Source organism: Faecalibacillus sp. MSK20_93, assembly GCF_020589945.1.
Classification (GTDB): domain Bacteria; phylum Bacillota_I; class Bacilli_A; order Erysipelotrichales; family Coprobacillaceae; genus Faecalibacillus; species Faecalibacillus intestinalis.
Map to the genome: position 1 here is coordinate 1 of NZ_JAJDKA010000080.1, position 9,343 is coordinate 9,343.

A 9,343-nucleotide genomic window follows, 5' to 3' on the forward strand; every position below is an offset into this window, starting at 1 on the left:
AAGAAACAACAGCCAGAATTCTAGCTGTTGTTTTTCAATGACAATTATTAGAAGTACATCCCCCTAAAGTTGTCCCCTAAAGTAGACCCCCAAAGTTGAAACCCCTAAATTATTTGAATAGCCGAGAAAAATCTAAGGACTTTTTTTACTGATTTATATTATTTTTAAATTCTAGAGGAGATTGACCGTATCTTTTTTTAAATACTTTAGAAAAATAATTAGGATCTTCAAAGCCACAAAAATAGGCAATTTCTTTAACATTTAACTCATCATTTATAAGAAGTTCTGTGGCTTTTTTTAAACGATAATCCAAGAGATATTGATGAATCGTTGTATTGTATTTTGACTTAAAATGATTAAGTAAAGTTCCACGACTACAGAAAAAATAAGAACATAATTCTTCAATTGTAATTTGTTTATTGTAGTTTGCGATGATATAGTGTTTGATTTCTTGGGCAAGATGATCATGTTTTGCTTGGATACGGTTTGTAAGTGAAATGTATTTTGCACACACATCACAAATATTCGCAAATGCATAAACTTGTTCCTCATTTAAAATTGTAATTTCTGTGATATATTTTTTTAATATTTCTTTATCTTGAAAATATTCTTTAGATTTTTCAATGATTTCAGAATAATTTCTATATGTTCCTATAACGGCCTGTCCCATCATTAAATAACCAGTTAAACTTCCATAAGAATAAAGAGGCATAATTGCTTCATTTAAACCAAAGTGACATTTATAAATATAAAGTTCACCCGTTTTTTTGACATGTTCCATAGCTTTATAATCACAATCAATACAATGTTGAAAAGCATTGTTGTTTTTTTCTAATTCATTACAAAATTTTGATTTCTTATGAGGATAAGAAGTTAATAAATTTTGATTCAAATCAAATATAGACATATTCAAACCTGATATTTTATATAAATCTTTTAATAAGTTTTCTAATTCATTCATGATATTCTCCATACTTTATATAATATAAGCTTATAATTATTATACTTCTTTCTTTTTATATCATAAATAGATAGAAATATAATGAATAAAAAACATATTTATACTTTTTTACCCTATATTATACTTTGTTCCATTTCTATTTCTTTTTGTCTCATTTATGATATGGTCAGGAGGAAAGAGAAATGGAAATGAACAATGAATGGGTCAAAGATCCAAAGATTTTTAATGTCAATCGTTTAAGTGCAACAGCATCGATTCATAGATATGCAAGCACTAAAGAATTACAAGAAAAACAAAGCAGTTTCAATTATTCATTAAATGGGAGCTGGAAGTTTCATTATGCAACAGGATTTAATCAATTAATACCAGAGTTTTCTGATAAAGATTATTGTGTAGATAACTGGGATGAAATCAAAGTACCGGGACATATTCAATTACAAGGTTATGGAAAACCAATGTATGTCAATCAAATCTATCCTTGGTCAGGAACACAACAAATCATTCCTGGAGAAATCCCTGATAAAAATCCAATTGGAAGTTACGTCACTTATTTTGACAGTTCAGTAATCAAAGATAATGTAGATACTTATATTACTTTCCATGGTGTAGAATCTGCTATGGCATTATGGATTAATGGAATTTTTGTTGGTTACAGTGAAGACACATTTACACCTTCAAGTTTTAATATTACAGATTTGATTGTTAATGGAGAAAACAAAATTGCTGTCAATGTTTATCGTTTCAGCAGTGGAAGTTGGTTAGAAGATCAAGATTTCTGGCGTTTTTCAGGTATCTTTAGAGATGTTGAACTTCAAATGGTTCCTCATATTCATTTAAAAGATATCAAAATTTTGACTCATTTAAATGAAAATTATGATCATGCAACTGTTGAAGTAACGCCAATGATTGAAAAAAAAGAAGCTAAATTTAAGGCAGTCTATACTTTAAAGTATAAAGATGAAGTTATTGGACAAAAAGAAAGCAAAGATTGTTGCAGTCCAATCAATTTTGAACTCGATGATCCTCATTTATGGTCAGCAGAAAAACCAAACCTTTATCAATTATATGTAGAAATCATGGATGAAAATGGTTTGGTTGAATGCAGTCAACATAATGTAGGTGTTAGAGAATTTAAACTTATTGATGGTATCATGTGTATCAATGGTAAAAGAATTGTTTTTCATGGTGTCAACCGTCATGAATTTTCAGCTGAGACAGGGAGAACGGTTTCTTATGAAGATACTAAAAAAGATATCTTGAATATGAAAGCCAATAATATCAATGCCTTACGTACATGTCATTATCCAAATCAAACATTTGTTTATGATTTATGCGATGAATATGGTCTTTATGTCATTGATGAAGTCAATCTTGAAACACATGGAACTTGGAGTGAACTTTTTGATAAAGCTCATATCTTACCAGATGATAAACCTGAATGGTTAGATATTATCTTAGATCGTGCTAATTCTATGTATGAAAGAGATAAAAACCATCCTTCGATTATTATCTGGTCTTTAGGAAATGAATCTTATGGTGGTAAAAATCTTTATGAAATGTCTAAGTTTATGAAACAAAAAGATACTTCTCGTTTGATTCATTATGAAGGACTTTCACATGATCGTCGCTACAATGAAACAAGTGACATTGAAAGTCAAATGTATACTTTTGCAGTTGATGTTGAAAAATACTTAAAGGAACATCAAGATAAACCATTTATTTTATGTGAATACGCCCATTCTATGGGAAACAGTAATGGAGCATTATTCAAATATATTGATTTAGAAAAGAAATATTCCTTGTATCAAGGTGGATTCATCTGGGATTACATCGATCAAGCATTATACCATGATGGAAAATTATGTTATGGTGGGGACTTTGATGAAAGGCCAAGTGATTATGATTTCTGTGGAAACGGTATTGTTTTTGCAGATCGTACAAATACTCCAAAGATGCAAGAAGTCAAATACTGCTATCAATATGTAGATTTTAGAATAGATGAAAATGATATTCATATCAGCAATAATTATTTATTTACTGATTTAAATGAATATCAATTACAAATGGACATGTTATGCAATGGTAATGTTGTTCAAACCAAAACAATGACAGTAGATTGTGAACCATTAGCATCAGTTGTTGTTGAAAATCCATTTAAAATAAATGATCAAGACCAAGAATGTGCAGTAACAGTCTATTTGAAAAAGAATCATGAAATATACGCTCAACAACAATATATCTATGAAGTAAAAAATAAAACACATAACATTCATACAACAAAACACGTAGATATCGTTGAAGACTACTTGAATGTAGGCGTTGTAGGAAAAGATTTCAATGCGATTTTCTCAAAACAAAAAGGTTTGGTTTCTTATAGATATCATCAACAAGAATATATTAGAGTACCTGTCAGACCAAATTTCTTTAGAGCAGCTACAAATAATGATGTTGAAAACAAATATGGTTATCGCTATGGTAAATGGTTAACTGCCAGTCTATATGCAAAATGTGAGTTTGTTGGTGTTTCAAAAGGAGATAGTTCTTGCAAGGTTGAATATGCTTATGACTTACCAAATTTACAAGATGAAAAAGTTCATTTAGTTTATGAAGTCTATGGTGATGGTAAAATCATTGTCGATATGTCTTATCAACCGGTTGTTTCTGAAATTGAAATGCCTGTATTTGGACTTATCTTCCAATTATATAAAGATATGGAAGAAGTAAATTATTATGGATTTGGTCCAGAAGAAAACTATATTGATCGAAACAAAGGGGCACTTCTTGGAAAATATACTTATCAAGTAACAGACAATTTAACACCTTATTTATATCCACAAGAATGTGGTAACAGAACGCATGTAAGAGAATTATCAGTTGCAGGTGAAAATACAAAATTAAGAATCAAAGGTGAAGATTTTGAATTTTCAGCTTTACACTATACACCTTATGAATTAGAAAACGCGCGTCACAAAGATGAACTTCCAAATGTTTATCAAACGGTTTTATGTATCAATGAAAAACAAATGGGTATTGCTGGTGATGATACATGGGGTGCTAAGACACATGATGAATTCTTATTAGATAAAGAAAAACATCATTTACGTTTTAGTTTTAAAGGTAAGTTATAATGAGATTTATATTTGTAAGACACGGAAAGACACATTTTAATGAAATCAATCTGACACAGGGTTGGTGTGATTCTCCTTTGTCAAAAGTGGGAATCAGACAAGTTGAAAATATTTCAAAGCAGCTAGAACAATACCAAATAGATAAAGCCTACACATCTCCATTGGGTAGGGCAGTACAAACGGCAAATATTATTCTAAGTAAAAAAGAAGTCGAACCGATTTATGAAGAATGTTTTAAAGAAGTTAATTTTGGAATACTTGAAGGAATATCCACAGAACTTGTAAGAAAACTCAATATTGAATCACCTGACTGGTTAGAAGATTTGGATATGGATTACAGACCTTATGAAGGAGAAGATATTCATGATGTTATTTTAAAACATCATAAAGCACTTCAAGAAATAATAGAGGATTGTAATGAAAAGGATACCGTTTTAATTGTAGGGCACGGCTGTTCGTTATATGGATTTATCAAATCATTATTACCTCAACAATCTTTTAAATTTCCTAATAATGCTTCAGCAATGATTGTTGATTATTCAAATGGAAATTTCAAACTCGAACAAATTTTAGACCCTATTCTATAAAAATAAACAGGTTTGCGATGGTAAACCTGTTTATTATTTATAAAGTTTCAGAATATTTGATACAGATTAGATCAGAAATAAGCTGTAATGGATAGGGATGACTTGCATAGCCACCTTTACTGTTATAACGGATGTAGAAATCGATAAATGGATATTCAATTGACTGATCAGAAGTAATCATGCATATCTTTGGTTTCTTTTTGTTACTTTTGAATGGCTTGGCTCTTGGAAAAATACGATCAAAATAGGTTCCTGATTCTGAAAAAATAATAATAAGATTATTTTCATCAGCGTCAGTAATATAGTCTGCCTGATCTTTGATATTAAAACAAGAAAAGATAAGTTTACCACTTGTTTGCAGATCGAACTGTAAATTGCAGGCAACACTTTCAGATTGCATATAGCCAAAAGCGGCTATTTTTTGATAAGAACTGATTTCTTGAACAAGTGTATTGATTTGTTTTTCAATATCATTTTCTAAGAAGTAATTTAAATTGGAAATAACATTTTTTACATATGATTGAAACATTGATGAGGATTCATATTTTTCATAGTCAAACTTTCTTTTTAAGCGAGCAGACTCAACAGAAAACTTTGCAATTTGATTTTTCAATGCATTGAAATCTTTAAGTCCAATATCACGACAAAAGCGCGAAATACTAGAATTTGACACATAACAAGCCTGAGCTAGATCTGTGAGAGAATATTCTTCTAAATCGCGCATATTTTCTATCATATATTTAGCTATTTTATAGTTATTTGAACCTTTTGGTTCATCATTAAGTGTTGATAAAAGTATAATTATTAAGTTAAACATGGAGAATCTCCTCTTTATGTATATTTTAGATAATTATACCATAGTTAATTATTGTTTAACAACAATAGTTTTAGCTACTTTATCATGAAAAGATTGTGTATTTGCTTGGAAATAAGCATAGATAATTGAACCGATAGTTAAAGCATAGGCAATATATTTTAAAGGATCAACAATCATTGTAAGTTTAAATAATGGAAGTAGCTTTCTTATATAGGTTGGGATGATAATCATTCCACCTTCAAGTAAGGATGCTCCAAGAAGTTCTCTTAACATCATATCTTTTAAATTGATTGATTCATTATTTTCTTTAATGATTTTGATCTTACATATTTTTTTACCAAGTGTTTGTCCTTTAAAAAGATATGTTGGAATAAATACATAGTAAATAATACCAATCAAAACACCATAAAGACCCAAAGCAAGACCTATAGAAAAATCATAGTGTGTTAAATCAAACATATAAGGCTTTAAGTAGTCATTTCCTCTTAAATAGAAGGTAATAGGGATAGCAGCCAGCATGTTAGTAAGATACCAATCGATGATCATAGCTACAAATCTTCTAACACGTGTTTCGATAATATCCATATTATTTCTGTTTTTATTGCTTTTGTTATTTTTTGTTTTATTTTTTCTCATAAGTAGTCCTCCAGGATAGAAAAATTATAACAAATGAATGCTTTATTTACTTTTGCTTTTCCAAAAGGTAGAAATTATTTCCAAATATTGGAAATAAAAAAAGAAAGCCGAAGCTTTCTATAAAGATTTTATAATCTTTTATAATCATCCATATTTAATAAAGATGCAGCATCTTTATCACAGATAACAGTGAAGTTAGGATGTAATTTTAAAACAGTTGCTGGTAGTTCATCTGAAATTGGTGAATCTAACACTTGTTTTAAAATTTGAGCTTTTTCTTTACCAGTAACAATCATTACAAGATGTTTCACTCTCATTAGACTTTTTGGACCCATTGATAAAGTGATTGGTAGATGATCTCTTGCTGGATATGTTGGATTAGCTGCATTTTTTGTTTTACGATCCATTGGATAAGTATAACTATCCATAGGTGTACATCTTGGACAGTTGCTGCAGAAATGTCCATCCCAACCTAGTCCAATCAACATGACATCAATACCACCAGCATCTCTGATTTCTTGATCATAAGTTTCCCAATTTTCCATTGTTGTTGTATGGATTCTTTCATCAGGAATATTTGCATCTTTAAAGAATAGTTCTTGCATTTCTTCCCAGTTTGGGCCATGTGGTTTATCTTGATAAGGTGCTTCATCAAAAAGATAGTATTGAATGTCTTTGAATTTTTCTTGGTCTTTAACATAAGGAACCATCATCTTATAAAGATTGATAGGAGAGCGTCCAGCAGTTAAAGAGATGTTGACTCTTTTATCTTGCATCATTGCTCCAAGTAAAATGTGCATTGCACTTTCGCTCATTTTTTGTTCATTTTCTTCAATGATTAACTTCATAATATATCCTCCTGTTTTATAAGAAGATATAACTCACACACAATTTCATTATAAAAAATAAAAAGGGAGTGTCAACATAAAAAAATAAATGCAGATAAAAAAAATAAAACAATTTATTTCCATGATTTGGAAAAAATTTCAAGTAATTGGAAAGATGTTTTTTATTGTGGAAATCAAAAGAATTTGAATGTGCTACAGCTATATAATTTCACTATAGCAAGAAGGGAGGGAACTTTCATGAATTTCATGGAAAAATTTAATGAACTTGCAAACCGTACACTTGTACCAATTGCTAACAAATTAGGGAATCAAAGACATTTGGCTGCTATTCGTGATGGAATGGTAGTAGCAATTCCGTTATCTATTTTAGGAGGGGTATGTTTAATTATTTCAACACCACCTTTTAAACCAGAAACACTTCCAAATTGGGGATTTATTACTGACATGTTAAATGGTTGGTATAATTGGGCGCAAGCCAACAAAGCAATGTTGCAATTGCCTTATAATATGACAATGGCATTAATGGGATTATTTATTGCATTTGCAATTGCTTATCATTTAGCAGATGAATACGAAATGCCAAAATTAAATTCAGCAATCGTATCAACAGCAGTATTTTTAATTGTATCTGCACCAACAACTTCAGCAGTAGCATCAAATCTTATTGTTGATGGAAAAAGTGCAACAGATTTATTAGCTTTAGCTGGTAATTACATACCAACGACCTATTTGGATGCCAAAGGTATCTTTACAGCAATCTTAGTTGCTATAGGTTGTGTGGAAATTATGCATTTTATGTTTAAAAAAGACATTCGTATCAAAATGCCTGAAGGTGTTCCACCAGCAATTAGTTCATCTTTTGATGCAATCTTACCATTATTTATTTGTGTAATCATTTTTTATGGTCTTTCTTTAGTTGTACAAAACTTTAGCGGACAACTTTTACCAAATATGATCATGACAGTTTTAGCACCTGCAATTTCAGGACTTGATTCATTAGTTGGTATTTGTTTAATTACCATGATTGCTCAAGTATTCTGGTTCTTTGGATTACATGGAGCAAGTATTACTCAACCAATCCGTTTACCATTTATGCAAATGTATTTAATTGCTAATATTTCAGCATTCTCTGCTGGACAACCAATCGTACATTTCTTTACTCAACCATTCTGGTCATATGTTATTACACTTGGTGGTGGAGGAGCAACAATGGGACTTTGTATCTTGTTGTTGAGATCTAAATCAGCAGAATTAAAGACATTAGGAAAATTATCAATTGGACCTGCAATCTTTAATATCAATGAACCGATTATCTTTGGTTTACCAATGGTTTTAAATCCATTAATGATGATTCCATTTATCTTTGTACCAGTAATCAATTCAATTATTGCTTATGGCTTAATGGCCTTCCATATTGTAGGAAAAGGAATTATTGAAACACCATGGACAACACCAGCGCCACTTGGAGCCGCACTTGGATGTATGGATTTCAAAGCAGCAATCATGGTTATTTGTTTAATTATTTTAGACATGGTTTTATACTATCCATTCTTTAAATTATTAGAAAAACAAAAATTAGAAGAAGAAAATTCAGTACAAACAAATTAAAAAAAGAAGATTAACTCACACATCAATCTTTTAAAAATTGAATAACTTAAGTATGCTCTAATGAGACCCCAAAATCATTAGAGCTTTTTTTATAAAACTTAAAGCTCGACAGTTGTTTCTCTCAGTTTATGAAGAAGGGAGGGATAATATGTCAACTAAAGTTAGGGTAAACCTGAGAGAAATGTATCCTAAATATTATAATCAAGATTGCTTTGTTGAAGTTGATCAGGATGTTTATGAGACAATGAATAAATATGATCATATTGATGCAGTATATAAAAGAAAAGTAGATTATCATAAGGGATATTTTTCGTTAGATCGAAGGCCATTTTTAGAATTAGAAAAAGAAGGCTTTGATGTTAACGAAAACATATTGTTGAAAGAATTGATACATCAAGAATTAATAAGTTTTATTGAGTTAACAATTAAAGATTTACCAGTCAAAGAAAAAGAACGTATTTTAAAAAAATATGTTCAATGTAAGACTCTAGAATCAATTGCTATTGAAGAAAACTGTAGTATACTTGCGGTTTACCAAAGGTTGCCGTAAAGCTCCCAGCTTTAGCTGTGGAGATACAAGGCAACTTTTTTAAGATTTTATTGATAAATCATATCGTTAGATATCTTTTAGTAGTATAATGTATTCATGAAGTACAAATCGAATAATAATGTGATCTATTCCTGTAAATATCATGTTGTATTTTGTCCAAAATATCGACGTCCCGTTCTTGTAGATGGTGTGGATGATCGCTTAAAGG

Annotated in this window: 9 protein-coding genes; 5 read left to right on the forward strand and 4 right to left on the reverse strand. The window is 30.2% G+C overall.

The window, feature by feature from the left end; genetic code table 11:
- Window positions 1-145: 145 nt before the first annotated feature.
- A complete protein-coding gene (locus LJD34_RS14855) occupies window positions 146-961 on the reverse strand; it encodes a PocR ligand-binding domain-containing protein (protein WP_227360263.1) in 816 nt (271 codons plus the stop codon).
- A 182-nt stretch (window positions 962-1,143) separates the two neighbouring features.
- On the opposite strand from LJD34_RS14855, the gene LJD34_RS14860 reads away from it, so the two are divergent.
- Together LJD34_RS14860 and LJD34_RS14865 are read left to right on the forward strand one after the other, a co-directional pair.
- Window positions 1,144-4,089: a glycoside hydrolase family 2 TIM barrel-domain containing protein gene (locus tag LJD34_RS14860; protein ID WP_227360264.1), complete on the forward strand. Its 2,946-nt coding sequence runs from the start codon at window positions 1,144-1,146 to the stop codon at window positions 4,087-4,089.
- On the forward strand, window positions 4,089-4,676 hold the full coding sequence (locus LJD34_RS14865; RefSeq protein WP_227360265.1) for a histidine phosphatase family protein: 588 nt from the start codon (window positions 4,089-4,091) through the stop codon (window positions 4,674-4,676). The genes LJD34_RS14860 and LJD34_RS14865 overlap by 1 nt, the downstream gene beginning before the upstream one ends.
- Window positions 4,677-4,713: 37 nt before the next feature.
- Here the strand turns inward: LJD34_RS14865 and LJD34_RS14870 are convergent, their stop codons facing one another.
- The 3 genes from LJD34_RS14870 to LJD34_RS14880 form a co-directional block, all read right to left on the reverse strand.
- Complete coding sequence (locus LJD34_RS14870) at window positions 4,714-5,493, reverse strand: MurR/RpiR family transcriptional regulator (protein WP_117793008.1); 780 nt, start codon at window positions 5,491-5,493, stop codon at window positions 4,714-4,716.
- A 48-nt stretch (window positions 5,494-5,541) separates the two neighbouring features.
- Complete coding sequence (locus LJD34_RS14875) at window positions 5,542-6,129, reverse strand: RDD family protein (RefSeq protein ID WP_227360266.1); 588 nt, start codon at window positions 6,127-6,129, stop codon at window positions 5,542-5,544.
- A gap of 128 nt (window positions 6,130-6,257) precedes the next feature.
- Window positions 6,258-6,977, reverse strand: coding sequence for a 6-phosphogluconolactonase (locus LJD34_RS14880; protein WP_032091554.1), 720 nt, complete (start codon window positions 6,975-6,977; stop codon window positions 6,258-6,260).
- 237 nt (window positions 6,978-7,214) lie between these two features.
- Here LJD34_RS14880 and LJD34_RS14885 point away from each other — a divergent pair, with 237 nt between their 5' ends.
- The 3 genes from LJD34_RS14885 to LJD34_RS14895 form a co-directional block, all read left to right on the forward strand.
- On the forward strand, window positions 7,215-8,585 hold the full coding sequence (locus LJD34_RS14885; RefSeq protein WP_147579922.1) for a PTS sugar transporter subunit IIC: 1,371 nt from the start codon (window positions 7,215-7,217) through the stop codon (window positions 8,583-8,585).
- Between the two features lie 148 nt (window positions 8,586-8,733).
- The gene (locus LJD34_RS14890; RefSeq protein ID WP_227360267.1) at window positions 8,734-9,135 is read left to right on the forward strand and encodes a hypothetical protein; all 402 of its coding nucleotides are present in this window, start codon (window positions 8,734-8,736) and stop codon (window positions 9,133-9,135) included.
- Between the two features lie 96 nt (window positions 9,136-9,231).
- Window positions 9,232-9,343, forward strand: a 112-nt coding sequence (locus LJD34_RS14895; protein WP_227360268.1) for a transposase, incomplete at its 3' end; no start/stop codon positions are given.